This window comes from Capnocytophaga canis, from assembly GCF_000827555.1.
Taxonomy (GTDB): Bacteria; Bacteroidota; Bacteroidia; order Flavobacteriales; family Flavobacteriaceae; genus Capnocytophaga; species Capnocytophaga canis.
This window is the reverse complement of sequence record NZ_CDOI01000025.1, coordinates 1-298: the sequence shown is the minus strand read 5'-3', so window position 1 is coordinate 298 and position 298 is coordinate 1. Positions and strand designations below refer to the sequence as shown.

At 43.0% G+C, this 298-nt stretch carries 1 pseudogene; it reads right to left on the bottom strand.

The annotated features are described in order from the left end of the window. Positions 1-298 (bottom strand): annotated as a pseudogene (locus CCAND38_RS11725) (hypothetical protein); the annotation flags it as partial.

The window sequence follows — 298 nt, the reverse complement described above, 5'->3', positions numbered from 1 at the left end:
ACATTTCCTGTCGATGGGTCTAAGTTCGGTACGATTGTTCCCGTTGGGGTTGACGTTACAGTTATCGTTACATCAGATGTTGTTGGCGTTTTCGTACCAATTTTATCATTATCCAATACGTTAACTACAGTTCCACTTTGAGTGGTCGTTACAGTTACAGGGTCGTCAGTAGCCGTGATTACCGTAGGGGTTGTTACTGCAGTAACTATTACAGTTACCATAGTGCTTGTACAGTTGCTCGTATTCACTCTATCACAAATCGTATAAGTACCTGTGTACGTACCTGATGGCGTGTTGG